General features: G+C 55.1%; 18 protein-coding genes. 13 read left to right on the forward strand and 5 right to left on the reverse strand.

The window, feature by feature from the left end; genetic code table 11:
- Positions 1-248: 248 nt before the first annotated feature.
- Positions 249-3,608, reverse strand: coding sequence for an ATP-binding protein (locus H9Q16_RS01530; RefSeq protein WP_191073618.1), 3,360 nt, complete (start codon positions 3,606-3,608; stop codon positions 249-251).
- A 753-nt stretch (positions 3,609-4,361) separates the two neighbouring features.
- Between H9Q16_RS01530 and H9Q16_RS01535 the strand changes: the two genes are divergently transcribed.
- The 4 genes from H9Q16_RS01535 to H9Q16_RS01550 all read left to right on the forward strand — a co-directional run bounded on the left by H9Q16_RS01535 (position 4,362) and on the right by H9Q16_RS01550 (position 10,750).
- Positions 4,362-4,676 (forward strand): hypothetical protein, encoded by a 315-nt coding sequence (locus tag H9Q16_RS01535; RefSeq protein ID WP_191073619.1) that lies wholly within the window; start codon positions 4,362-4,364, stop codon positions 4,674-4,676.
- A gap of 698 nt (positions 4,677-5,374) precedes the next feature.
- On the forward strand, positions 5,375-8,605 hold the full coding sequence (locus H9Q16_RS01540) for a CHASE domain-containing protein (RefSeq protein WP_191073620.1): 3,231 nt from the start codon (positions 5,375-5,377) through the stop codon (positions 8,603-8,605).
- Between the two features lie 106 nt (positions 8,606-8,711).
- Entirely contained in the window at positions 8,712-10,373 is a 1,662-nt protein-coding gene (locus H9Q16_RS01545; RefSeq protein ID WP_246455419.1) for a sensor histidine kinase, read from the forward strand.
- Between the two features lie 11 nt (positions 10,374-10,384).
- Positions 10,385-10,750, forward strand: coding sequence for a response regulator (locus tag H9Q16_RS01550; RefSeq protein WP_191073621.1), 366 nt, complete (start codon positions 10,385-10,387; stop codon positions 10,748-10,750).
- 36 nt (positions 10,751-10,786) lie between these two features.
- Here H9Q16_RS01550 and H9Q16_RS01555 read toward each other — a convergent pair whose 3' ends face one another.
- The 4 genes from H9Q16_RS01555 to H9Q16_RS01575 form a co-directional block, all read right to left on the reverse strand.
- Entirely contained in the window at positions 10,787-11,146 is a 360-nt protein-coding gene (locus H9Q16_RS01555) for an Hpt domain-containing protein (RefSeq protein WP_191073622.1), read from the reverse strand.
- Entirely contained in the window at positions 11,146-12,147 is a 1,002-nt protein-coding gene (locus H9Q16_RS01560; RefSeq protein ID WP_246455420.1) for a response regulator, read from the reverse strand. Before H9Q16_RS01560 ends, H9Q16_RS01555 begins: the two co-directional genes overlap by 1 nt.
- Positions 12,148-12,291: 144 nt before the next feature.
- Positions 12,292-13,269 carry a response regulator gene (locus H9Q16_RS01565; protein WP_191073623.1) on the reverse strand — a complete coding sequence of 326 codons (978 nt, stop codon included), beginning with the start codon at positions 13,267-13,269 and terminating at the stop codon, positions 12,292-12,294.
- 1,223 nt (positions 13,270-14,492) lie between these two features.
- Positions 14,493-15,311, reverse strand: a complete 819-nt coding sequence (locus tag H9Q16_RS01575; protein WP_191073624.1) for an alpha/beta fold hydrolase — start codon at positions 15,309-15,311, stop codon at positions 14,493-14,495.
- A 464-nt stretch (positions 15,312-15,775) separates the two neighbouring features.
- On the opposite strand from H9Q16_RS01575, the gene H9Q16_RS01580 reads away from it, so the two are divergent.
- From H9Q16_RS01580 to H9Q16_RS01620, 9 genes are all read left to right on the forward strand, one after another.
- On the forward strand, positions 15,776-16,291 hold the full coding sequence (locus H9Q16_RS01580) for a DUF805 domain-containing protein (RefSeq protein ID WP_191073625.1): 516 nt from the start codon (positions 15,776-15,778) through the stop codon (positions 16,289-16,291).
- 73 nt (positions 16,292-16,364) lie between these two features.
- Entirely contained in the window at positions 16,365-17,135 is a 771-nt protein-coding gene (locus tag H9Q16_RS01585; RefSeq protein ID WP_191073626.1) for a hypothetical protein, read from the forward strand.
- A 31-nt stretch (positions 17,136-17,166) separates the two neighbouring features.
- The gene (locus tag H9Q16_RS01590; RefSeq protein WP_191073627.1) at positions 17,167-17,679 is read left to right on the forward strand and encodes a hypothetical protein; all 513 of its coding nucleotides are present in this window, start codon (positions 17,167-17,169) and stop codon (positions 17,677-17,679) included.
- Positions 17,680-17,690: 11 nt separating this feature from the next.
- Positions 17,691-18,017 (forward strand): hypothetical protein, encoded by a 327-nt coding sequence (locus H9Q16_RS01595; RefSeq protein WP_191073628.1) that lies wholly within the window; start codon positions 17,691-17,693, stop codon positions 18,015-18,017.
- A 518-nt stretch (positions 18,018-18,535) separates the two neighbouring features.
- Positions 18,536-20,998 (forward strand): zinc-dependent metalloprotease, encoded by a 2,463-nt coding sequence (locus tag H9Q16_RS01600; RefSeq protein ID WP_191073629.1) that lies wholly within the window; start codon positions 18,536-18,538, stop codon positions 20,996-20,998.
- Positions 20,995-21,387, forward strand: a complete 393-nt coding sequence (locus tag H9Q16_RS01605; protein WP_191073630.1) for a hypothetical protein — start codon at positions 20,995-20,997, stop codon at positions 21,385-21,387. Before H9Q16_RS01600 ends, H9Q16_RS01605 begins: the two co-directional genes overlap by 4 nt.
- Positions 21,388-21,400: 13 nt before the next feature.
- On the forward strand, positions 21,401-21,697 hold the full coding sequence (locus H9Q16_RS01610) for a hypothetical protein (RefSeq protein WP_191073631.1): 297 nt from the start codon (positions 21,401-21,403) through the stop codon (positions 21,695-21,697).
- Entirely contained in the window at positions 21,684-22,907 is a 1,224-nt protein-coding gene (locus H9Q16_RS01615; protein WP_191073632.1) for an MFS transporter, read from the forward strand. The genes H9Q16_RS01610 and H9Q16_RS01615 overlap by 14 nt, the downstream gene beginning before the upstream one ends.
- Positions 22,904-23,953 carry a hypothetical protein gene (locus H9Q16_RS01620; RefSeq protein WP_191073633.1) on the forward strand — a complete coding sequence of 350 codons (1,050 nt, stop codon included), beginning with the start codon at positions 22,904-22,906 and terminating at the stop codon, positions 23,951-23,953. Before H9Q16_RS01615 ends, H9Q16_RS01620 begins: the two co-directional genes overlap by 4 nt.
- Positions 23,954-24,189: the final 236 nt, after the last annotated feature.

Raw genomic sequence — 24,189 nt, forward strand, 5'->3', positions numbered from 1 at the left:
TCCTGAAAGCCGTCATTGGTGGAAGGTGCAGCATTTTGGTTTGAGCGGGCGACTGCATCGCGGAACTTTCTTGCCTTTCGCTGCAACCGCATCATCCCGGATTTCGGAATTGTGTTCGCGATTAAGTGAAATCGGCCTCGGCTGATAGCGAATTGAAAACTCAAAATCGATAAAGCGGCCGTCCGAAGAGGTCATTGGCTGACACCACAGCCGAAACGCGTCGCGACTGTAATCCGTCGGCATTAGATTTACGCCGCCAATTCGGCGAGCAGTTTGCGGGCCGTTGCCTGATCTTCGGGGCAATTTCCTTCGACGATGCTGTTGTGGATGGGGTCGAGAAGGGTAATGGCCTCATTTATCCGACCCTGCTCCTGCATATGGTGAGCGAGGTCGATGGCTGCGCGCAGTTCCCAAAGTTTCGCCCCCTGTTGTCTGGCGACATCCAGGGCCGTGCCTAAGTGTCTTTCCGCAGCCTCTGTATCATCATCCGCTCTTGCTATTGCCGCGTTCAACCGGTGGAGGTCGGGCAGAGCGTAAGTCTCACCTGTTTCATTGATTAACTTTTCCGCCATCATGGCCAGTTCGGCCGCATCTTCGCGAAGGCCCATCGCTAAGGCTGACCAGCTTACACTTATGCGCATGTGGGGCACAAAGAATGTGCAGTTTATCGAGACAAGGTCTGCGTCTCTTAATTTGTATCGCTCGACGCTGTTTGTATCGCCATATTCAGCAGCGATGACCTCGCTGAACATTGCCACATATGCGAGCCAGAGCGTCAGATTATGTTCTTTAGCAATTGGCTCCAGTTCGGACATACAGCGTCGAACATCGGCCTTGTCACCACTCAAATGACTGGCAACGCCGCCTCGCATCACCTTTAAATAGCAAATTGTTGGAACGTGCCCTGATTTTTGTGCAATGCGTTCAGCCTCCTTGGCGTGCGTCCTAGCGCGTTTTGTCCGCCCTAATAGCACTGAATTACACGCCTCGAATATGTGAACCGTTACACCGATATCCTGTCCAAACTTGTTGGCGAGGCCCGCGTGCTTGACAGGGTCAAAACGACTTAGCGCAATTTCCAGATGACTCTCAGCCAACGCAAAATTTCCCATGAACCAGTGCGAAGCTGCTGCGACCCGATTGGCGACAACAAGCGAGGCAGAATCTGAGGACTTACCCGCCAGCTTGACTAGCGCCTCAGCGGTTCTCAAGGCTTCTACGTGCTGCCCCCTGATCGCCGTGCTCACCCACAACCCATAAAGAATTGAGTAACGCATCGGCGTTTCGCCAACCCTATCAGCCAAAGCCAGCGCGTATTCAAACGCAGACACAGTTTCGTCAGCACCGTAGCCCCTGCGTGTCAGCAATGCCATGCCGAGAGGTACCTGCAGAGCAAGTGCACGTTCAAACGGGGGGATGTTGTGGGTTTCCAGTTGGGGCTTGATCAGTTCAATCGCCCGGCCAAGGTGAGAGATCGCTTCATCGAACGCCGGTCGCGCAATGGCGGTTTTGCTCGCCGCTTCCCAAAGGTCGATAGCGCGGTCAGTTAGCCCGGCTGCCTCGGCATGTACGGCGAGGACTTCCGGGGCAACGTCAGCGTCGGCCTCCAGCGCCGTTTGGATTCGCGCGTGGATTGCGCGGCTCTTTTCCTTGAGCAGGCTTTCGTAGGCGGCGTCGCGCACCAGCGCGTGCTTGAACAGATAGGTCGCCTCGGGTGGCAGACCCCGGCGGTAGATCAGTTCCGCCTCGATAAGGCCTTCCAGAGCGGCGGCCAGTTCGACTTCGGGCAATAAAGAGATCTGCGCCAGCAGGCTGTGGCTGAACTCGCGTCCAATACAGGCAGCCGTCTGCGCCACTTCCTTGATCGGTTGCAGACGGTCGAGCCGCGCCATCAGGCTGTCATGCAGTGTGGTAGGGATGGCAATGGTGCTGAGCGGTCCATTCAGAACCAGCCGGTCACCGTCCTCTTTCAACGTGTCGGATTCAAGGATTGTCTTGGTTAGTTCCTCGACAAACAACGGCACACCATCCGTGCGGTGCGCGATGATCGCCATGATCTCGTCCGGCATCGCCTTGCCGCCAGTCAGCTTAGAGACGATGTCTCCGATTTGATCCTTGCCCAGCCGGTTTAGAGCAAAGCGCGTCACGATGGGATGACCGCCAAAACCATACCCAAAGCTGGGACGCGCCGTGGCCAGGATCATGATCTTCTGATTGGCAACAGTATCCAACAGCAGGTCGAGCAATTCCAGCGAGGTCGGGTCGATCCAGTGCAGGTCTTCGTAAACCAGCAGTACAGGCTTGTCCCTGCTTTGCTGAACCAGCAGCTTGGCCAGCGACTGCATCGTGTGCGCCCGTTGTTGCGCCGGCGTCAAATCAAGCGCACCGTATCGCGCTGTACCGTCGAGACCCACCATCGGCGTGATCAGCTTCAGCATCTCGGAGTCCTGACCGAGCAGCGCCTCCAGCTTGTCCAGCCGGGTATCCAGCCCGTCCGCCGATGTGAACCCGGAGGCGAAAGCGATCTGCTGAACGACCGGATAGAACGCTGAATCAGCGTGATAGGGCGAGCATTGATAGGTGATGCGGGTGTGGTCATCCTTCCCAACCTCGTCGATGACCGCTCTGGTGATGCGCGACTTTCCGATGCCGGCCTCGCCGCTCACAATGACCATCTGGCCTTGGCCGGATTTGGCAAGCGCCCAGCGTTCCAGCATAAGCTCGATCTCACGGTCGCGCCCGACGATAGGGGTCAGGGCGCCGGACTGGCGCGCCGCAAAGCGGCTCTCGACGGATGTCTCTCCTACAACAACGAACGCCTCTAGAGGCGTGCTCATGCCCTTCAGTTCCTGTTCGCCAATTGACGTCAGCTTGTACGTGCTGCCCAGCAGACGACGTGTTTCGCTGGGTAGGACAAGCTGGTTCGGCCCTGCAACGCCTTGCAGTCGCGCAGCCAAGTTGGGCGTCTCTCCGACAACGGCTGCCTCCTGAGTTGCGCCGCTGCCGATCAGGTCTCCAACGATCACGACACCCGTCGCGACACCGATGCGGGTTGCCAGCGCTGAACCGTCGGGCGCTTTTGTCGCTCTGACGCTGTCGATGATTGCCAGGCCAGCGCGAACCGCGCGTTCTGCATCGTCTTCATCTGCGCGGGGCCAGCCGAAGTAGCACATCACGCCGTCGCCCATGAACTTAGCCACAAACCCCTCATAGCGGCTCACCACACCAGCGACCGTGTTCTGGTAGCCCGTGATGACATTCCGCATATCTTCGGCATCCAGGCGGGTTGCCATCTCGGTCGAGCCCACAAGGTCGACGAACATGACTGTCAGGTGGCGGCGTTCGGCGTCGGAGGAAGGTGCCGCTGTGTCAGCGACGACCTCTTGTGGCGCGTTGTCTTTCGCTGCGCCTCCTGGGGAGGCGGGCGGGTCTCCAAGGCGTTGGATGGCGGCCCAGATTTTGCGACGCGGCCCGATGGGCAAACCCAGCTCTCTTAGGTCATCTTCGACTAAATCGGCCAAAACCTCAGAGTCGATCTCTGCCTCGGCAAAAGCTGGGGCATACTTCTCCAAGCCAAGTTCAGCGAGCCAGCTTTGAATGTCCTGCAACTTGATCCCCCACGGATGCCGGTGTCAGCAACCGACACTTCCCAAAAACCCGACAGTAACTCATTTTTGTTTTATGTCATGCTTTGATAGTACGCGATTAATCTGACCGTTTGACGGCTGATCAGCCCGTCGGCGACAAATGAATCTAGTTAATCCAGCCAGTTGGACTGACCTCTGATGGTCGGAAAAGCTGCGGATTAAATGAGCGTACGTAAAGCGAAAACGGTATAGAAAATGCAAGATGCAACTGACCGGCAGGTCTGGTCTGGCCGTGGATTTGCAGGTCGTACTGCAACCGCCAAATGAACGTATTCCTGCGCGACCGTTTTGAGCTCACAACCGCCCTTAGATCGGTTGCGGCATGTACGACAGACAGGTCATCCATTCACAGTAGGTCGGCCCAGACCCGACATTGGGCACCCAGCCTGAATGCTGCAGCTGCAGCCCCTTTCAAGACATTCGCTGCCGGCGCAAAATTCAATGCCGGTCGAAATTTCAGATAGCGGACGAAGCGGAACCAACCTTCAGAAAGTTGAATTTCCGCCAACCTACCAGCGATTCAAAGTTCCATCGATATCGCATGCCAAGTCATTCCGCCATGGTCAGAAGTCGATGGATGTAGATATCTGTACCCAAATCCCTCATAGCGCGGGACGTGATGTTCTTTGCACATTAGGTAGATTGTAGATTTCCCCATCTTTTTCATGCGTTCTACGAACTCGACCATCAACGCCCTTGATAGGCCCTTTCCTGTTGAGCCGGATCAACGACAACAGACATAATTACGACATTTGGTACGTTGGGGTCATGCCCTGCAAGCTCTTTGAACTATTCATCAGAAATTTCGACGCCCTACGCACATCCGCGATTCAAAAAAATAACGATCTCGCCTTCGACCTCAAGAATCAGGAAGCCATCAGGATAGATCTCTATCCTCTTGGAAATCCTTTCCAAGGTCGCTGCTTCATCGCCTTCACAGGCAGCCGCCTCGATCTTAAAGCATCAAACTGCGTCAGAGTGCTGGGCTTCTCGAAATTCGCTCATACACAAAAAACTATGCGTCAATGAACAATTTGCAAAAGCCAGTTGTCGAAGATGGCCGTAGCCACTGCTTAGGAAAAGAAGGCAACAGTAGCGAGGGCCAACACAACCAAGCCGATACCAGTAAACACACACATCCGAAGACTGTTTTCCATACCGTCCGCCATCTCTTCGATTGCAGGGTTGGTTGCGCTGTAGGACTTGCAGAGTTTCATTTCGTTTCCAGTTCATTCATCTAGTGGTGTGCTCCGGGTATCTCGTCGAATGCAGAGCTGATTACTTGTTGGTTACGTTTTGCCATTCCAATCAATCTTTTCCAATTGATTGAATATTCAAACTTCGGGAACACGAATACGACCAAGACCGGTGATTGCTTTAGCATTACATCTGGAAACAGTGGGCGCTCAATGTCGCATCAGATGCGATACTGTTTCCGAAGCGATAGGTAATCGCGTTTCTCAGTGATCTGAAGTGAAAGCACACTTTCGATAACGCCGCCCAGGGGTTTCAATCGATGGACGAAGAAGCCTACCGAACGAAACGCTGATTCTTTGACCAATCAATGGGCAAAATTGCCACAACCTGTGGTTTGGTTTCCTCTGGATCGATCGCGTCTATGGTAACGGATGTCACAACAACTTAACGTTGATGAGAAGTAATAATGGCCTACTGAGGGTGGGGCATAAAACCCGTCGTAAGGCCACACATTTGTTGAATGGACAGGCATGAAGCGTCTGGAATTAGTGTTGGTGGTTCTATGCTTGCTTCTGGTCGGTAGCCTCGTTGCTCTGAGCAACAAGCTTAACACAAACTATGCTGCCAGTGAATTTACCCGATTGGCTGAAGATGGCGTGCAAGGCCTCGATTCCCGAATAGAAACTTATGTCCAAAGCCTGCGCGGCACGCTGGCCTTCCTTAACGGCAATTCCAACGTCTCAAAGGAACAATTCAGCAGGTTCGTGGAAGACCTGAAGCTCGCGGAGTTTCTTCCAGGTATAAACGGCATCGGCTTTATTGAGCCGGTGATGGAAAGCGATCTGGTCGCTTATGCCGAAGAGGCGCGCGCGTCCGGGTACCCGGAATTCCAGATCAAGCCGGACACACCCTTTGAGGAAAACTTCGTTATCCGTCATGTTTTTCCAGAGGAGCCGAACGCCAAGGCGATCGGGTTGAATGTAACTTTCGAGAGCGGGCGCCGAAACGCCGCGCTGAAAGCGCGCGAGACCGGGAGCCCGCAGCTGACGCCCAAGATCAACTTGGTTCAGGACGAAATGCAGGAAGCGGGTTTCCTTCTTTTGTTGCCGCAATATGCAGAGGCCGGCGATCAGGAGGGAATGCAAGGTCAGTTCTTGAGGTGGGTCTATGCGCCGTTCGTTGCGCGGAACCTCCTTGCGGACCTGACACCAAGTCTGTCGCGGGACTACGACCTTGAAGTATTTGATGGTCGATCTGCGGTAACGGATGCCCTGATTTTTGAAAGTGCGTCGGAGCAGGATCGCACCGGAGACTACATAGCGAGTTTTACAACTGAAATGTATGGTCGGCCTTGGACCCTGCGGTTTACGAGCACGCGCAATTTCGACGTCGCATTCGCGACATTTACACCGCAGGTCATTCTGGTAGTCGGACTGATTTCCACCGCTTTTCTTGGTTACCTGCTCAAGAGCATGCGGCTGCGTGCCGAAAACCTGCGCAAGATCGCGAATACCCGCGCGCGCCAGATCGCCGAACGGGAGGACGAAACGCGGTCGCTGATCGAGAACGCGATCACGCCGGTTTTCCTGCTGGATGAAGCGGACCGTATCATTTTGGCGAACGAGGCGGCACGGAACTGCTTCGACATCGGAACGCGCAAAATCGAAGGGACCTCATTCAGCGCCTTTGTGGAGCAAGTCCCAGATACCTCGCCAAAAGATAGTAATAATGCGGTCGGGCTAACGACAGATGGTAGGCGATTGGCGCTCAACCTGCAGCGCAACGAGTGGATCACCCATGATGGCACCCGGCGCACCACTGCGATAGTGCGGGATATCTCTGCGGAAATAGCAGCCGTGCATGAGCTTTCACGGACCAAGACGCTTTACGACCAGGCACTGCAGGGGGCGCGTATCGGGGTCTTCGATATCGACATTTCGTCGGGTCAGTCGGATGTGTCCGATACTTGGTGCTCGATCATGGGCCTCAAGGCCGGATGCAATGAGATTGACACGCAGAGCAACTTCATGTCCCGCATACATCCCGAAGACAAATCGGTGCTGGAGCAGGCCGATAAGGACTGCATTAGCGGAAAAACTAGCCGTTCGATCTCGGAGTTCAGGCTGCGTTTCGGCGCCGAGGAATGGCGATGGATGCGGTCTGATGCCGTGATCGTTGAGCGGGCAAAGGACGGTACCGCGCTTCGTCTTATCGGCACGCAACAGGACATCACCGAAGAGCGGCATGCCCGCAATGCGCTGGAGGCGAGTGAAAGCCAATTCCGGCAGGTCATCTCCGCGGCGCCGATCGGCATGGCGCTGATGGACTCAAGCGGAAAGTTCGCCGTGGTAAATCATGCATTCTGCGAGCTTTGCGGCCTCAATGAAAAAGAAATTGTCGAGGAAAAGACGCTGCCAGACCTCATGCCGACGGAGGACATGAAGAACATCGTCAGAGCGGTCGATGGTATGATCAAGAATGGGGACAGTACAACCTACGAAGGAGAGCATCGGCTTCTGCGTTCGGATCGGACGACGCGGGAATGTCTGTTCCACGTGTCCTGGACCTATAACCGAAACACCGACAGTAACCTCTTTATCGCGCAGATCATCGACATCTCTGAGCAAAAGCGGGTCGATCGGATCAAGGATGAATTTGTCTCTACCGTCAGTCACGAGCTGCGCACGCCGCTGACGTCCATCAAGGGCGCACTCGGGCTGATAAAGGCAACGGCGGAGGGCAGCATGAGCGCGTCCTTCAGTCGGCTTTTGGACATTGCAAGCACCAACGCCGAGCGGTTGACAACAATCGTTAACGATATCCTCGATCTGGAAAAGATTTCCTCTGGCGAAGTCAACTTCGATTTCCAGCCGGTCGATCTGGGGTCACTCATCTCTGAAGCCATCGGCGAGCTGACGCCATTTGCCCTGCAGCACCAGAACGAACTGAGAACCTCGCTTGCGGAAGAGGCCCTTGTCGTCGACGCGGACCCGACGCGCCTGCGACAAGTACTTGCAAACCTGATTTCGAATGCTTGCAAGTACTCCACCCCGAACACTGAGGTAAACCTCCTTGTAGAACGGATCGACGATGTCGCCATCGTCTATGTCCAGAACGTCGGGCCTGGCGTGCCTGAGGCGTTCCGGCCACACATCTTCGAGGCCTTCTCGCAAGCCGATGCTTCAGATACCCGCGCGCGGGGTGGTACAGGCCTTGGGCTAAATATTTCGAGGCAGATCGTTAAACGGCACAATGGCAAGATCGGGTTCGAAAGCGTGGCGGACGGAGTTACTGTGTTCTGGTTCACTTGTCCAATGTCGGTTCGCGCCAGCCAACCATCCGATCGGACAGCCGACGAAGGCACGGAACATCCCAAGCGCAGAAAGACTGTTCTGCACGTAGAGAACGATCTGGATTTTGCGGAGGTCATCGCATCGGGGCTGGTAAGCAAGGCGAGAGTTCTTCAGGCCACGACAGTCGCAGAGGCACGAAAACTCATCGCAAGCAAGAACATAGACGTCGTGCTTTTGGATTGGCTGCTACCTGATGGAGACGGCCTGGAACTGATTGGCGAGATCACGGCAAAGCTGCCCGAAGCACGCATCGTCAGTTTGTCGGCAGACAGTGATCGTAAGCCCGATCCTAGAGTGGCAGTAAACCTCATCAAGTCACGCTCCGCGATCAGCACTATCGCCGAAAAAGTTTTGGGAATTGGGCATAACGATCCAAAAATGCGACACTATCAGAATAATCTGACCTAGAGGCGCACGACATAATTTGGCCAGAATACTCAGGCATGCATAGTAAATCGAAGCAGCGCCAAGATCGAAAAACAAGGATACATCTGAATATCCACCGGATCCTGGCTTGAAGGAACTGAATGTGAGGAAAGGGCGGTCATTGACCAGTGCAGGCACGTCGTTCGCTATTGGATCAATTTTTTCCGGCGTAACCTACGCAACGTTGGCACAGTTGCTTGGCGGTACCGGCATAGTTCCCGTGGCTGGCGCAATTGCTGTTGCAGGCCTCGCCCCTTTACTGCTGTCTGCAAGGATATTCCCTGCGCGTCCGTCGAGCGTGCAATTCGAGACCGCGCAGCGCCTCGTTGCGCTGGACCAGCACGCGATGGTCAATATCGTCGATAAGAACAACATACTGACCGAAGTGAACCAGCAGTTTCTCGATCTGACGGGGTATGCCCGCGAAGATGTGATTGGGAAGCCTGTTGCGGTCCTCTATGACGACAACAGCAAATCGCTGGCTTTGGACATTCGCGGCCATCTTGCCCGAGGGGAAACCTGGCAAGGGGAAACGCCGTTGCGGCATGCGGATGGTAGCATGTTCTACACTCAGGCCACCATCATGCCGCTCTACGATGAGCAGGGGAACTGGTCGGGGTCCATCAGCGCAAGAACAGATGTTACCCATACGAATGAGCTTGTAGCCCAACGGGATACCGCACAGACGTTGCACGAACTGCGCGACGACATCTGGATTGTTGACGCTCGGTCAGAGCAACTTGTCTACATGAACAAGGCGGCGAAATCCCGATTTGGCTGGAGGCCCGAGGACATCGCCGGGAAGTTCGCAAAAGACATTGGCGAGGCTGCGGAAGGAAGCATGATCCTCGAGGCCTGCCGCAATCTCATTGAAAAAGGCGAGAGCTTTTCGAGTTTTGAGATGACATATCTCGGCTTGCCGTTCCAGATCAGTGTCAAATACCTTGCAGATCGGAACCGTAGCGGTCGTTTTCTGGTCCTGTTGTGCGATATCTCCGAGCAAGTCGAGCAGGAACGTCGCAAGTCGGAATTCATCTCGACGGTCAGCCATGAATTGCGCTCCCCGCTTACGGCGATCAAGGGGTCGATGGGCCTGCTGCTTTCCAATGCCGTCGGAGAATTGCCGTCCAAGGCGCACGAACTCCTCGAGATCGCACATCGGAATGCGGATCGTCTTGTCCTGATCATCAATGACATACTCGACCTGGAAAAGATTTCGAGTGGTAACATGGATTTCGACAGCCAGGCAGTCGATATCTGCGCACTTGTGCGCGAAAGCAACGCCGCGAATGCACTTATTCAGAACCGGTTCTCCCTAGATGTCCAGACGACCGGTATCGGGACGCCGATCATTCTTCACACGGATCCAGATCGGATCATTCAGGTTCTTAACAATTTCCTGTCGAACGCCTGTAAGTTTTCCAAGCCGTCCGGACGGATCGAGATCGCGGTGGCAGACACCGATGATCATGTGCGTGTCTCCGTCAAGGACGAAGGCGCCGGCATCCCAATTGAGGATCAGCAGAAAGTCTTTGCGCGCTTCGCCGACATGGCCAACTCCGACCGTTCCAAGAAGGGCGGAACTGGCCTTGGTCTGAGCATCTGCAAGGCGATCATCGATGGGCTAGGCGGTACGATCGGGTTCGACACCCAAGAAGGGATCGGCACGACCTTTTACTTCGTGCTTCCGAAAAATGCTGAAGAAACAAGGGCTGCTCCGTCAGGAGACGGTCTAGCCCAAGTTAGTTGAACGGGGGTGCGATGATCAAGATCCTGCACGTAGAAGACGACGCCGATATACGTGAAATTGCGCAGCTTTCGCTTGAGCTTTCCGGGGAATTTGAACTGGTTCAGTGTGAATCGGGCGAAAAGGCGCTGGAAGCAGTCAATTCATTCACTCCTGACGTACTACTGCTAGACATGATGATGCCCGGCATGACGGGCAGGCAGACACTTGAGCTGATGCGCCAGATCCCGGCCCTGTCGGAAACCCCCGCGATCTTTATGACCGCCCGCGCGCAGCACGCCGAGATTGAGGAGTTGCGATTTGCCGGGGCTGCGCACGTGATCAGCAAGCCTTTCGATCCGGTGTCCCTGGGGTCAGAGATCATGGAAGTTCTCGGCTAAAGACTGGCCTGTGAGGTTGTCTGCCAATACGTCCAACTAACCGGTTCGATCACTTTTCACAGTCAGCAGATCGCCACACATCCCGACAAACACATCCAACTGTTCGATCAGGGGCAAAAGGTTTGCACTGCTGAAGTTTTGCAGCGTCGCGATGATCGCTTCCTCTGAGGCGCGCGCCTCATTGCCGAGGGTGTCGAATCCTAGCGACCCTGCGGTGCCCGCGATTTTGTGAAGTATGTTCTGGGCCTCCAGCAATTCCGCTTCAGTCTCGGCCGGGCTGTGGGCGTCAAGCGCCGCAAGTGTATGCAAAGCGATGGCCGACCGCCGTTCGGCCAAGAGCCCGAGAAACTTTTCCCTCACACGCTCAAGGCCCGGCATCGCGAGGACGCCCTCCATCAACCGTATTCCCTCACCATCCAGATATTGCCGAGATCCTGTTCTTTTCGGACGGCGGCTTCCTCGGCGCTCGAATGTGCATCGGCTAGAGACTGCAGGATGGAACTGCCGACTTTCCATACCAGTCGGATAGGTTTGCCGGTGACTACGCGCGGTTGAAGGCGTTCGCCGCTGTTGTCGTAGATCTCCGTCTGGGCAAGTGCGAGGTTTACGGCATCCTTCAGCTTTTCCATATCGGGCCGCCAGCCGCTTTCGGTCACGACGACGAAAATGCCGTTTCCAGCATAGGACATGAGAAATTGGTGCCCTTGCATCGTATTGGAGATCACCTCGGCGGTGTCAGCGAGGAGCCCTCGGAATTCGAAGCCGCTCAAGGCGTCGTAGAAGCTTTCGATCCGGCGAACAGAGAAGGCGAATATCGTCGACCCGAAAAGAGAATTGCGCGAGAGCTGCGTCACGTAGTTCTCGAGCGCGGTATGGCGGATAACGTTGTCGACATCTGGTATGGAAATCGGCTCGAAGAGTGCGATCTCCTGCTCCTGTGTGGGCAGGGGGGCCGCTTCTGTCTGCGGGGTCGCCGCGAAAATCTTCTTCGTGGAAGGTTGAGCAGCCGGAACAAGCCGTTGGACAAGACCCAACCGCGTCTTGAGTTCGGTCACTTCGAAGGGTTTGGTGACATAATCCGTAGCACCGGCGGCGAATGCTGAGTCGATATAGCGCTTTTCCGACATAGCCGTCAGCATGATCGCGGGCGTGTGTGCGTGGGCCTTGAGCGCACGAATGGCCCGTACCAGTTCAACACCGTCCATCCCTGGCATCTGTATGTCGAGAAGGAAGCATTCGAACGGCGCCATCGCGTGCTGCTCGATTACCTCAAGCGCCTCGGCTCCGGATTCCGCAGTGACCAGTTCATGACCGCCAACTGCGTCCATGAATTGCGTCAGCAATTCCAGAATAATTGGATCATCATCAACCGCCAGTATTTTCATTTTGGCTTCCATGACTAAGGGCCTCCATCTTAGATTACGCACCGCTCTTGGCGATCAACCTTATGGCGAAATGTGGCGAAAATTCGGCATCTCATTACAATTCGGTCGATTTTTTTCAATTGTTTCCTAGACGTAACGTAAAGGTTCTTCCGCTGGTCACGACTTTTTCCGGATCATCCTGTCTTCGGGGCCGGCAAAAAGATTTCGCTCCTCGTCTATGCCGATGGAGGCAAGAAGATCCAGGTTTTGCGCCTGCTGTCGGAGGAACAGGCTTGCTGAGTAGCCAGACCAGAACCGTTGATGTGAAAGTTCATCGATGTACAGCGATGGCCGCCTTGGTGCCTTACCGACGGCGTCATACCACGTAGTCTCAAGAACGGCTTCGATTTCGCCGATTAGCTCAGACGGTTTCAGCCGCCCGCGCCCAAAGGCGATGCAGACAAAACGGCCGAAACCGGCGTAGCCCAACTTCATGCGGCCATTGGAGTTATGATGGACGATTGCCTCGGCGACCAGTTCCATGCTCTTGCGAAAGAGCGTGGGCGAGACAATGTGGTGGATATCCCTTGCACCTTCGACCTGGACGGCAAAGAAATGCATCGCAAAACAGCCAGTTTCCAACCGCAAGAGCCAGTTCTCGATTGCTGCCAGTGTTTCGGTCCCTTCCACACGCAATGCGAAGGGCTCCTCGAGCCCCAGCATCATTGAATCCGTCATGTCGATCAGTGACTGACGCGCTTCGATCTCCCGGGCGATGCTCTTGCTGAGTAAAGAGGCCGAACGGACGCGTGCCATGAGTTCGATCTGGTGAAGTGGCTTTGAAATGAAGTCAGTCGCGCCGGCCTGAAAAGCCTTTTCCATAAGCCCAAATTCACGACTTGCAGTTATCATGATGATGGGCACGGCACGGTAGGCTGTGATATCGCGCATTTTCCTACACAATTCTATTCCGCCACCACCCGGCAGAACGATGTCGAGAAGAATGCAGTCGTATTGTACGCCCTCATTCTGGACCGCGTTGGTAGCTTCTTCAAAACTGCTCGCGCAGGTGAGATAGAATCCATTCGCGGCGCTGAGGCAGACCTTGAGAAGGTCGAGGACCAATGGATCATCGTCAACAGCCAGAATTCGCATACAATCACCTTTTGGTTGAGATCACCCTTTTGGATGAACCGATATGTTTTACAGAGAAGCACACGCATAGCTGGCAATATTGTGGAAAGTTGAAGGTTATTTGTTGTGGCGGATGTGTGTTGCGTGACAGAGTTGGCCTAATTAGAACTTGTGGTTCTTCACCGCCAAGCGAACCCATACAAGGGTCCTCGCTGTGCCGTCGTCTCCTCGCGCATACGCAGTCTCATCAGGCGACGTTTCCAGCATAGTAGCCATCGCTGCATTGACGTAATTGTATAATTGCGCTGAATTATGCGTTGGTTAAGACTTGAATTTGTGAAGGTTCCTAGAACTGCCATTTAACGTTGCGAGGTCGTTTAACAACTGCGAGAGAAGACCTCGGAACTAGCGAGGATAAGTGAACAACAAGCAACGGCCCAGAGCTGCCGTTGAAGAAGAAGGCCTTCGCTGCAGTGCGGCCCGTGAAGGCTTTGTTGCAGAGATCCAAATCCGTATCGCAGTCCTCAACCGCTATACCGCCCTTGGCATTCCCATCACGAAAGCCGTGGGCTAAATCCGTCCGGAAAAGGGGGAAGTCCGATCCTCACAGGATTTGTGCAACAAAGCCACTATCGAAACAAGAATGGTGGAAGGTTGATTTGTGCCGTTTGCGATTTTGATTTCGCCGCCTTCTATGGCTCCCTAGGCGAAGGTTTCATGCACGTTCATCACCTAGATCCCATCTCGGAAGCGCGCTCTTCGCGGATCGTATCCCCTGAGTTTGAACTTGTTCCAGTTTGCCCAAACTGTCACTCAATGATCCATCGAAGAGGCAAGAATAGATCAATCGCTGATATGCGCCGGATTCTGGTTCGAACCTGATGCCTTATAGCAAGCGGCCCATCAGAGACATTCACCGCCAATCAGAAATGCTGCGGTTGCGGCCCGCATAGCGGAAATTGACCTTTGAGCGTAGCACTGCAGCAAGTTGGATAACTGCATCGCGGGACTTTGCTGCCTTTTGTAGACGCAGCTAATGCTCATGCAGCATTTCCTCGCACTCGCGGCAGCATATTTTCGGTGGTGCAGTGGAATTCACCGAACTGGGCCTTCAACGGTGTCAATTTCGGAAAATTTCAAACCGCCGATTCGCTGCGGTAAGATTCGACAATCGAGACGCAGACGAAGCGGTCGCCTTGTGGCATCGCGAGCTAAGGCTCGGGGCGGCTGTTCGGATTTTGTGATTATCGAGGTGACAACTGCTCTCCTGCCCGAAGCCGTCGAGCGAAGGCTGCAACAAAAGCCGCGATCTCTCTCGGTTTTTCGGTGCAAAGGGCGTGACCTGCTCCGTCAAGGTCAACTATCTGAACGCGGTCGGGGAACTTGGCTTTAAGAAGATAACCGTTGGCGGGGGGAGCGATACGATCCTGCAAGCCTTGAATGGCCAATATCGGGCAGCTTCCACCCGCCCACCAATCGCCCACCGGAGTGGCTGCCAGAGCAGCTGAAAATGCCCGCCCGAATTCAGCCGAACGGTCTGGTACCTCGAAATACTCATCCGGAATCTTACTGTCGGGCGCAAAGAGCGCGGTGCGGTATAGCTTGTGTCTCTCAGCCTTTTCGACACTACCTGACATAATTTGAGATAAAGCTGCTTGCGCCTCCTCGTCTGGCGGGACCATCCCACCCGCGGCCAGCAGAACAACTGCCGTGATCAGATCAGGCCTCATGCTAGCGGCCATACGCGCCACTCTATTCCCTCCAGCATGTCCGATAAGGAGTGCAGGTGCGTCGCAAAGGACGCTCAAAACCTCAATTACGTCTCCAGCCAAATCCCGTAGTGTGACGTTTTCGAGAGATGCCTGGCTGCCTCCGCACCCTCTGGGATTCATGCCCGCAACTCCCAGTCCAAGGGACTGGAGTTCGGCACCCAGCGCACCATAACCGCGAATACCGCCCGTAGCTCCCGGCAATAGAAGCGCTTCTGGAATATCTGAGGACCAACGGATAATCTCGAAACGGTGGCCGTTCGATTGGACGATCTGGATAGTCGGTCCAGTCATTTTGTGCCCCTTGGAGATGGTGCTGGCCTACCGGAAAACCGCGACTCGATGTCCGGCACGCTAGTTGCGAAGTGCATTTCAAAGCATACTACAGAAATGCCGAGCAACGAGCCAATGGGTGAGGGCCGGCCGGCGTCGCGTGAGGACAGGTTCCTATCGGACCAACGTCCACAAAGGGCTCCAAGCCGCCCTTAGATCGAGTGCAGCAATTTCTCGGGACTGCCCAGTCCGTCTTGTCATGGACGGCCCAGAGCTGCCGTCCAACAACGACCCTGGTTTCTGCAATCGCAGCCCGCTTTCCGGCCATTCGCTGCATGAGTAAAACTGGTGGATGGATGAACTCACTGTTTGCGGGACGAAGCAGCCGATTGCAGGTGCCGCATCTGAGTAGGTTCACCAATGGTTGCAAAATGTCTTCTCGTGGTAGATGATTTTTTGGCAATCTTTTCAGGGAGTGAGCAAACATGGGTTTGGTTGAAGCCATCAAGACGTGCCTCGCAAAGTACTTTGTCTTTTCGGGGCGCGCGGTGCGGTCCGAGTACTGGTGGTTTGTGTTGTTCGTAGTTGTCGTGAGCCTCGTCTTGGCAGTCATTGACGCCTCCCTGTTTGGCATGGACCCGGAAACTGGAGAGAGCAGCCAAGTCCTCACCCCGATATTCCAACTTGCCGTTGTCGTACCCATGCTTGCCGCTGGATGGCGTCGACTTCATGACACCGGAAGACCAGGCTGGTACTTGCTTTTGCCTGCAGCACTAAGCATCGCAACCATGTTCATGCTGTTCAGTGGCGTCGCTGTATTCTCAGTGCTCGAGCAAGGCGCGGGCGACCCTGAAGCGTTGAGAGGCCCAGCGGCACTACTTGGCGTCACCGGCGTGATGGTTGTGGGTGTCCTTCAACTTATACTCTCGGTGCTGATGATCTGGTGGCTAAGCCGACCGTCACAGCAAGGTACAAATGAATATGGTCCACCCGCAGCTTGAACTTATGACGTGGGTCATCATTGCTTTCGCAGCGACATTGCGAAACATGGCTAAACTGCCAAGGGGGTTATATATGAAGACGCATCTAGTCGCCGGCACGGTCCTTACATTCATGCTGTCAACACCTGCGACGGCTGACTGGAACTTCAGTGGGCCTCCGAATGCCAACGCCTTCATCCAGACAGACAACATGACGCTGGAGTTGCAATGTGATTGGGTCCGTTTTGCGCCAGCAGGTTACGAGGACTCGCAAGACATCGTTTCCAAGCAAGGCCTGTCCTTTCGGTTCATGAAAGATGGTTCGACCGAGGTGGGTGCGTTTCAGGCAGGATCAGTGAATGCGGATATCTCGCTCGTCGACAACTATCCTGTTGAGGTCCGTTTCTTCGATCAGGGCGACTATGATTTCGTTTTGGATCAGATCGCGCAGAACGCCGTTCTGAACCTTTCGATGGCTGACCAGGATGTCTCTTATGGCATCTTTACACTCAAAGGATCATCTGCAGCGGTGAGATCCCTGCGCGCGGCCTGCGGCTCTAACGCGTCGACATCACAGAGCATGGAGGCGCCAGAAGGCATTGTGTATTGCGGTGGCGGTGCGGTGCAGAGGGTCATCGAATACGCGATAGTAGGTCAATCAGGTGACCAGTGGGATGCCGTTGTGACCGTCAATGGTGAGACCGTACGCGCGATGACCTCATACAGCTTCTTCGGAAACTCCGAACCACCGGCAGGCTTCCAGGTGGCGCTCTTGGGTGAAGATCGGTCAGAGTTCCTCGTCTTCAGCGATGGGGGCCGGAACTGGATCGAGTTTGGCGATTACACCTACGATCAGTGCAATTGAGCCGCATGAGAAGGCCGGAAATACAGACATGGTGAGCCGACTAGTTGAAAAGGGAGAACGCGCTGGTGCCGGCACAGGATTGGTTGTTTTCTGTGTGATCTCCGCAGCTTTCAACACTGCTTCGGCTCATGCGCAGGACTTGTCTGGTCTGCCCACACAGTTGCTTGAGAAAGTCGAGGCCGCGCAGCAGGCATGCTCCGATTTCGAAAATGGACAGTTCGCCCTTGAATTGGGATCTATTCACCGCATCGATCTCGATGGAGACATCCAACGGGGCTGGGTTCTGGACGAGGCGGGTTTCGCCTGTTCCACCGCTGTGTCGCTCTATTGCGGGACAGGCGGTTGCATGTCTCACTTCTTGGTCGAAGAACATTTGTTCTCGCTTCTCAATCAGGGATGGGACATGGCGAACATTAGCCCATTGCGCGTGCTTTTGGCGGATGTGCATGGCTCGCAATGTGGTGGGATCAACCCAACGCCCTGTGTCGTGGCCAGTGTTTGGGATTCAGATGAAATGGTCTGGCGCAGCACGGGTGCAGAGTAAGAGTAGAATATATGGAAAGGCACCTCGAAAAGGTCATGCGTGCCATCTGTGCCTGCGCTTTGGCGCTGACGGTGACGGGATGCGTCGAAACCGCTCCAAAGGTCGCGATCAGCGAACCTGACCCGGAACTGAACTTCGTTCGCGGTTACCGAAGTGTTGCGGACGAGTGCCAGCTTGTCGGCGAAACGGCGTTCACTGTCGATTTCTTAGACGACGCGTCTGATCTCGTGGCCTGTCCGACGGGAAGCGCGGCAATGGCTAGCCTATTGGCGGAAACGGGAGCGGCCGTAGTCACCCAGACGAACAGCTTCACGTTCTTTCGCTTTCCATATCGCTGAACCAGATAATTGCAGAATTTGGCACGAGCAAACCTCGGTTCCGCTTTGGTGCCTGACGGCTTGGCTGGAAGGCTTGGTGCATTGCTGCATCTCCCAGCATTATCAGTCGACCACTTCCGGTTTCGGCCCAAAGCGGACACCACGCCGCTCAACTTGGCTGCGATGCGGCGTTTTCTGGAGCAGACATTCGCTGCGGTAGCGATATCGAACGGAGAGTGAAATAAGCAGTCGAAGGCTATCCGCCTTTTGCGACTTCGCTACAATTGACTGCATGACTTTTCATCTGTGATCGCCCTTCGAGTCCATTGAGCATGCCTCAATTGTTTGCATTTGATTGCTGGCAGAGGGCAAACTTAAAGCAATCATTATTGCTCCAACCAAAGATACCTCGGGAAGTGATCTTGTAAGTCACGAGAAGAACACTTTGCGGATCACCAGCATGCCCGCATTTTCGACTTGTGGATGTGTGAAACTCATGTTCGATTTGTCTTATGAGCATTTGGTCTGAAAGGAATTCTATGCGAATTGCATTCGCAGTCGCTATCCTTATCTGTCATCTTGTTCCTTTGCCCACGTCAGCGCGTGACACTGAGGATTATCAGCAGATCGTCGCGGGTGCGAAGTTGAGCGATGGACCGGTCCAGATTTTCGCAAAGGACGCGCACCATTATCTATCACTCCCGCCTGACATCTTCGACCGGACCCTGATTTGGTCCGCGGAGGTGGCGCGATATCCGGCGGATGCGATTTCATTGGCCGGTACGGAGATTGCAACCCGAGCCATAAAACTGGAACGACAAGGCAACCGCGTGCTTGTGCGGTCTCTTTCATCGGGGTCGATCCGCGCAAGCGGTACGGCAGGGTTTCCGACCGAAAGCCTGAAGATGACCCCAATCAATATTGCTTTCGCGAATGCCCAGATCGGTCCGGTTCTGCTCTCGTTCGACATTCTGGCAGAGAATTCGGACGGCCGGATCCTTCTGGAAACGACGGGGCCGTTCACATCCGATATCGCAGACTACTCGGTGAAGGGCCAATTGAGCAGCACGGGGATGACATCGATTGCGGTCGATCCTGCGAGGTCCTACATTGCACGCGCCTCTGCCCATCCAACGAACATCTTCCTCGTCTCGCATCTGACGTTCATGGCACAGGATCAACTGGGGCAGGATCGCGCGCTATCAATCGAAGTTGCCCATACCATCACGATGCTGCCTAAGGACCCGATGGAGCGTCGGCCATTTGATCCGCGCGTGGGATATTTCGCGACAGAAGTGCTCAACTTCGAAGGCGATGACGGATCGCCAGCAAGTATCCTTCAACTCGCTTTGCGACACCGTCTTACACACGCCGATCCGGACGCCCCGCGCCCGTCTGATCCGGTTGAGCCGTTGGTCTACTATCTCTCGCCGGAAATCCCCAAAAGATGGCGTTCCTACATCCGCGCCGCCATTGAAGACTGGCAACCGGCCTTCGAAGCGGCAGGTTTTTCCAATGCTATTGTAGCACGAGACGCTCCGACACAGGAAGAAGACCCCGATTGGTCAATCAACGACGCCAGCAACAATGTCATCCGGTGGCTCACACAACCGATTGCCAATGCACTTGGACCAAACGTCCATGACCCCCGCACGGGCGAGATCATTTCTGCACACATTCTGGTTTGGCCTGATGTACTGAACACCTTCTCAGACTATTACTATTTGCTGATGTCGGACATTGATCCCCGGGCGCAGTCGCTGCCGCTTCCCGAAGAAGTTCAGGGCCGCATTCTTCGCTATGCGGTCAGCCACGAAGTGGGCCATACGCTTGGGCTACGCCACAATCACCATGCCTCAACTGCATGGAGCACAGATCAGCTACGTGACGCGGCCTTCGTGGCTGAACAAGGATCGACATCATCAATTATGGCCTACGGTCGGTTCAACTATGTCGCGCGGCCCGAAGACGGCATTGATCAGTTTTTTCCGTTGATCGGCAGCTACGATTCTCATGCGATTGAATGGGGCTACACACCAAACCTCGACGCCGCAGAGCTGGACACAATTGCATCCGCGTCGACCGAGAAACACGAGCTTGTTTGGGGTGCGGGTGAGTTGCCATCCGAGGGCTATGGACGGCTCGATCCAAAAATCCTCACCGAAAACATCGGTGCAAATCGTATCGAGGCCACCCGCGCGGGCGTGGCCGCCCTTCAAAGCTCTCTTGCCCGATTACCGGACGCCATTGCGCCATCACCTGCGAAAGCCGACATCATGGGCCGCGTCTTTGATCAGGCCAAGGAGCGTTACCTGGGTTTCATGGATAGCGTGGTCCAGATGGTTGGCGGTTTGACGTCGACCGCATCGGATGGTCTGCCGACCGGATACTCACGCGTTGAGGATTCAAAGGCCGCCTTGAATTATCTGATCTCCGAAGGCGTTTCCGGCCTCGACATGTTTGCCGATCCGAAGCTGTTGGCAGAGTTCCGACCTGTTGGCGGATTGGAAGGGGCCGACGCCATGGCGCGAAAACTCCTATCGGATATACTCGAGCCGTCCAAAATTCGGTTGGTCTACACGCAGAATGAGCTGCGCCCTGATCGAAATTTTGGCGTGGCTGAAATGCTCGCAATCATCACTGATGCCTTTTTGCAGGATGCGGAAGCGATTGAGAATATGGCCTCGCCTAAACGTGCAGCGCTGGCGCAGTATGTCGAACTGCTGCGAACCTTACCCTCATATGAGGGGGATCCATCGGTCGAAGTACTGGCAGTCCTTGGTTTCCCGCAAGGTCTTGTCGATCTGAGCGCTGCGGGCTTGACCGACACAGGTCTTGATGCAGCGGCGGCGCGGGAGTTGGAACGACTGGTCGCAGCGCTGGCACCCCAGGGAGACGGGTTGGCAACCCGGTTATTCAAAGATGTTGAGCGTCTAATTGGGATCGATCCGGATGCGGAGAAAACAACAGCGACACCCCCCTCTGGAGGAAATGGCCCATGAAACCAATCGTCTCATTGCTCGGAGGCCTGGCACTTGCTGCATGTAGCGTGTCCCAATCCAGCGAAGAAACCCTGCGTCAGCATGGATATTCGGCAACTTATGTTGCGGGTTACCACGACGGCTGCCCTAGCGGGAAACGCGCGGGCGGGGACATGTTTTCCCAACGGATGCAAAACGCTTCAGCCTATGCTGCCGATGGCGACTACAAAACCGGTTGGGATTTTGGATTTGTGCAGTGCCGTGAGATCGAGGCACGTAATGAAGCAATAGCAGGGGCAATCGGTACTGCCATTGCATCAGGGGCGGGGCGTAGCCATGGCGCAGATGGCGTTGATGTGCGTAAGATCATGTCGGGGATTGATACCTCGGGCCTCGAAAACCTCAATTGAATAGGAAAGAAACATGACTTTACTCCTTCGCACAATTTCGCTCGTCGGCATTGCCGTCGTCTCGATGTCTTCGGCCGTTCTCGCTTTTGACCGAGAGACGACAGATGCTCTCAAGGCCTGCCATGACCACCTTTGGGAGGTATCGGAATTCGCCGACCTGCCAAATGCCGCGCTGTCTGTGTGGCCCGCCTCATCCAATGACGGCGTGACAAAAATCTATTGGGTGGTGGACTGGTCCGACCCGGACATCCGCGCTGCCGGTCAGTGTGAATATAGCGGGGATGAAGTCACCGGCTATGAGCGCTTCTGATCGCGTCGGCACGACTGGTGCGCTGATCGCCCTTGTTCTTGTTGCGGCATTCTTTCTGTTTGAATTCGTTGCCCGCATTTTGCCAAGCTTGGCCATCGACCAGATCGCATCCGACTTCGGGCTGTCGAATGCGCGTTTTGGCACCTTGTCTAGCGTCTTTTTCTGGGTCTACGCGCCGATGCAGCTTGTTGTCGGGGCGCTTCTTGACCGTTTCGGCGCCAAGCGGCTAGTTTTCCCCGCCTGTGCGATTTGCGCACTCGGCGTACTTCTGTTTGGCGTTGCTGATGCGCCTATGCTGGCCACTATAGGTCGTTTCCTGACAGGCCTCGGTGCCTCATTCGCTTTCGTGTCCGCCCTGTTTGTCGTTACACATCAATTCCCGGCGGAACGATTTGCCATGCTCTCGGGCGTAGTGAACATGGTTGGTATGATCGGCGCGGCGATCGGGGCCGTTGTGCTGACTGACATGATGGTTACGACGGGCTGGCGGATCGCCTTTGTTGCAACAGGCGCAATTGGTCTGCTCATTGCAGCCTTGATGGTTGTGTTCGTTCCTGGAGTGGCCCCAGCCACCCGTGAGGCATCTGCGCCTCCATTAGTTTCGGGCTTCGCATCGATTTTTCGCAATCGGCGTCTTTGGATCATCGCGCTTTGTGGTGCGCTTTATTACATGCCCATCAATGTATTCGGCGGGCTTTGGGGGCAAAGCGACCTGATGCAGGACCATGGCCTGTCGCAGGTCTCGGCTGAATTCGCGGTCTCAATGGTCTTTTGGGGTATGGCTTTGGGAAGCGTCGTCGCTGGTATTGTCGCCGACCGCTCCGGGCGTCCACGCGTTATCATTGTCAGCAATGCCTGCCTTGCCGCCATCTGCTTTGGCTTTGCAATCTATTCGGCCACTTCGTCCGTCGCACTCTTGAGTGCAGCGCTTTTTCTGGGCGGTGCTTTTTCGGGTGCACAGATTCTGACATTCGCCATGGCCAAGGAAGGGGCGGAAGCAACCGAAACTGGCAAGATTATCGCCTTCGTGAATATGATCGGCATTGCGTCAGCCGTTATCTTCCAGCCACTAATTGGTGAAATGCTCGATCAGTCCAGCGGCAACTATCGTATCGCTTTGTCGCTCGTTCCAGCCTGTCTGGTCTTGTCGGCCTGTCTGATGTGGGTGGGCGTCAAAAGTAACGGTCCAAAAGCGGTGAAGAAACCGTGAAGTCGCTTCTCGGTGTTGCGCTCTGCGCCGTTGCCGCAGTTGCGGTCGCAGTGTTCTTGGTGCAACGCGAGATCATCGACGTTACAACCGATCCGCCCCGTTCCCTCGAACCGCGTTCAACGCTTGTTGGCGATGATGCGACGCCGGACACTGTCCGTCGCGCGCTCCTTGAGGCTGGCCTGAATGACACGCCGGTATTGGGCGACACGGGTGTGACCGCGCATCTCGCACGACTGGAACGTGGGCAAGTGAGTTCCGCATCGCTTTTGGAATATGCAGAGGACCTGAACACTCTGTCACGTCTGTCTGCCGTGCAAGGCAGATCAATCCCCAGCGCATTCTGGGACGTAGAGACGCCTGCCTTGATCAAAGACGGTTGGACACCCCACGCGATTGTCGCGCATCTGGCGGATGATCGCGGCCGTCCCTATGTTGATGTGCTCTCAAGAGCTTATGGGCGTTTCTATGAGTATCGCGCGGGGGCCAATCCCGATGACACGGCATTAAACGCCGCCTTCGACATTCTGGATGTATCGCACAGCTATATCCTCTCGTTGCCAGAAGACCGTCGATTGCAACACGGGCCAAAGCTCCGCTCGGTCGAAGCAGCCACGCTGATGTCCTGGCAGACGCTCGTCGCTGGCACGACGCGACGCATCCCGGGACTTGGCCGACCGATATTCGACCATGGATTTGTCGGACGGTTTAGCGTCAAGACGATCTACCAATATGATGTCAAAACCCCAATGTCGGTTGGCGAGGTTTGGGGAACGAGTGGTTTCAAGGAGCGATTTGTGGGGCCCGCTGAGAACAACAACCAAGTAGAACATTTGACCATCAGCGCACTGCTCCAAGCCGTCGCAGGAACGCCCGCAGCCGTTCTCAACGCAGTGGAGTTGGAGAAAGCCGCTTCCGCTCAGGCCAGCCCGGGAGAAGCGCGGGCCGACATGAGGCTCAACAATGCAATCAGGCAGTTCTTTGTGCCAACAGTGTTCGACGACTTAGGGATTGCTTCACGCAATCTCAAGGCGGCGTTGCAGGACTGATGGAATACAGACTGTTGTTGGGTCAGGATTGGGGCGAGGAATTGTAGCGGGCAGCCAATATCAAAGGACAAAGACGAGCCGGCTAGAGACCGCGTACATTCGGGTAAGCCTTCAGCTTGCAACGTCCAAGCAATCCCAACCGCAAAGACAATCGGCAAGGGTCTAACACGCTACTGTTTTCGCCGCTTAACCGACACAATGCAGTGCGAGTGCCGTGGGTGCAAAGCTGGAAGATC

The sequence above is a fragment of the Sulfitobacter aestuariivivens genome, from assembly GCF_014763045.1.
GTDB classification, from domain to species: domain Bacteria; phylum Pseudomonadota; class Alphaproteobacteria; order Rhodobacterales; family Rhodobacteraceae; genus Sulfitobacter; species Sulfitobacter aestuariivivens.

What these genes read in the sequence shown, in the direction of transcription:
- H9Q16_RS01585 (WP_191073626.1), top strand. Translation starts at nt 16,365, where the DNA reads ATGAAGACGCATCTAGTCGCCGGCACGGTCCTTACATTCATGCTGTCA.
- H9Q16_RS01610 (WP_191073631.1), top strand. Translation starts at nt 21,401, where the DNA reads ATGACTTTACTCCTTCGCACAATTTCGCTCGTCGGCATTGCCGTCGTC.
- H9Q16_RS01550 (WP_191073621.1), top strand. Translation starts at nt 10,385, where the DNA reads ATGATCAAGATCCTGCACGTAGAAGACGACGCCGATATACGTGAAATT.
- H9Q16_RS01580 (WP_191073625.1), top strand. Translation starts at nt 15,776, where the DNA reads ATGGGTTTGGTTGAAGCCATCAAGACGTGCCTCGCAAAGTACTTTGTC.
- H9Q16_RS01595 (WP_191073628.1), top strand. Translation starts at nt 17,691, where the DNA reads ATGGAAAGGCACCTCGAAAAGGTCATGCGTGCCATCTGTGCCTGCGCT.
- H9Q16_RS01615 (WP_191073632.1), top strand. Translation starts at nt 21,684, where the DNA reads ATGAGCGCTTCTGATCGCGTCGGCACGACTGGTGCGCTGATCGCCCTT.
- H9Q16_RS01565 (WP_191073623.1), bottom strand. Translation starts at nt 13,269, where the DNA reads ATGCGAATTCTGGCTGTTGACGATGATCCATTGGTCCTCGACCTTCTC.
- H9Q16_RS01575 (WP_191073624.1), bottom strand. Translation starts at nt 15,311, where the DNA reads ATGACTGGACCGACTATCCAGATCGTCCAATCGAACGGCCACCGTTTC.
- H9Q16_RS01555 (WP_191073622.1), bottom strand. Translation starts at nt 11,146, where the DNA reads ATGGAGGGCGTCCTCGCGATGCCGGGCCTTGAGCGTGTGAGGGAAAAG.
- H9Q16_RS01560 (WP_246455420.1), bottom strand. Translation starts at nt 12,147, where the DNA reads ATGGAAGCCAAAATGAAAATACTGGCGGTTGATGATGATCCAATTATT.
- H9Q16_RS01600 (WP_191073629.1), top strand. Translation starts at nt 18,536, where the DNA reads ATGCGAATTGCATTCGCAGTCGCTATCCTTATCTGTCATCTTGTTCCT.
- H9Q16_RS01540 (WP_191073620.1), top strand. Translation starts at nt 5,375, where the DNA reads ATGAAGCGTCTGGAATTAGTGTTGGTGGTTCTATGCTTGCTTCTGGTC.
- H9Q16_RS01605 (WP_191073630.1), top strand. Translation starts at nt 20,995, where the DNA reads ATGAAACCAATCGTCTCATTGCTCGGAGGCCTGGCACTTGCTGCATGT.